This window comes from Microcoleus sp. BR0-C5 (assembly GCF_036705045.1).
Classification (GTDB): Bacteria; Cyanobacteriota; Cyanobacteriia; order Cyanobacteriales; family Microcoleaceae; genus Microcoleus.
Window position 1 is genome coordinate 1 of the sequence record NZ_JAUBTR010000207.1, and the last position, 1,313, is coordinate 1,313.

The 1,313-nt window shown below is 45.9% G+C and carries 2 protein-coding genes; both read right to left on the bottom strand.

Going from position 1 to position 1,313, the window contains the following annotated elements; translation table 11 throughout:
• Nucleotides 1-136: 136 nt before the first annotated feature.
• Nucleotides 137-454 (bottom strand): hypothetical protein, encoded by a 318-nt coding sequence (locus tag QUB08_RS31960; RefSeq protein WP_333230316.1) that lies wholly within the window; start codon nt 452-454, stop codon nt 137-139.
• Nucleotides 447-1,265, bottom strand: coding sequence for a hypothetical protein (locus tag QUB08_RS31965; RefSeq protein WP_333230318.1), 819 nt, complete (start codon nt 1,263-1,265; stop codon nt 447-449). The genes QUB08_RS31960 and QUB08_RS31965 overlap by 8 nt, the downstream gene beginning before the upstream one ends.
• Between the last annotated feature and the right edge of the window lie 48 nt (nt 1,266-1,313).

The window sequence follows — 1,313 nt, forward strand, 5'->3', positions numbered from 1 at the left end:
TTATCTAAAAACTGGCGATGATAGCCAACAGAGGGAGTGAGCTTTTTGTAGTGGCGGCCTTCATGCACCCAGCACAAAGCTAGTTGCTCGGTCAGTAATTTAAACTGCGGGGCGTCGTCACAGACCAATGCTTGCACTACCGGCGAGTCACAAATGGGCTGTGATAGGCGGCAATGGCGGCAGCTTCAAGTAGGCGATTGAGCTCAATTGAACCTAGTTTTGGCAGGTGGTGGTTGATCTCCTCCAGAAAACTTGCCTCCCCCAACAGGATTGATTGAGGCAGCTTGAGAAGACCCGCTATAATTTTCTGAGGAATGTTGAAGGTTTTCAGCAGAGTGAAAGCTTCTTCATTGAGAAGAAACTGTCGCTCAATTCCTCCAAGTAAAACATCAAGCACTGTCAGCCGATCTTTCTTTTCGGTGGTGGCATAGACCGTATACCAAGGGTTACACACTATATTGCAGGGAGAGATTATTACCGGCTACTCGAGCCGCTGTCTGATCGAAGTGCTGCCAGGGAGAACTTTCAAGACCCGCAAGGTAAACTTCTACTTTCTCCGTCTCAAAAATTTCTCCATTCTTAATTAGCAGGTTTGACACTTGACCTGCGGAAATGGATATTCCTATGTTGGACAAGAACTCCTGTAGCTTGGCTTCGGTCATATTCCCCTGAAAGTACTGACTGACGATCAAAGCTTTGAGCCCCGGGCCAAATTGACCTTCATAGCCTGCTGGGACTTCTGCTAGATAAGTCTTGCCCAAAGAGGGCGAATAGTATTTCTCTTTGCGAAACAATACATTGTCGGTGGTAATTTTAATGTCCTGAACTATGACTTCTTCATAGCCTTTAAACTCCGCGTCAGGTGGCAGTTGTTCTAATGAGACTTTCAGAACTTGCTCTCGGTCAATCTTAATGAATTCGTTTTTTTTACCTTTCTTATGCGCTTTCGGTTGGTGACGTTCCTGTTCCCAATAGTGGTTCTTTTTATCTTCAGGCTGGCCATTCGCTTTGATCTTTGGTTGGCCCTGCTCCCCTTTCAGACGATTATTTTCATCCCTTAATCGCTGGTTATCTGCCTGGAGTTCTTTGACTTTTGATTTTACCTGCTCAATGGCATTGAGCAGGAGTTTAAAGCTTTCGCGCACTTGCTCATCACCTATCGTCTCCGGGTCAATCGTGGCCAAGAGGGATTCGGCGGTTGAGTCGGTGAGCGGTTTTTGGGTCATGTTTGATATTTTATCAGAATTGTTGGCAATTGGGATCATTCATTAGTTCGCCTGGTCATACCTTCCCCCGATTTATTGAGCAGATAC

What these genes read in the sequence shown, in the direction of transcription:
- QUB08_RS31965 (WP_333230318.1), bottom strand. Translation starts at nt 1,265, where the DNA reads ATGATCCCAATTGCCAACAATTCTGATAAAATATCAAACATGACCCAA.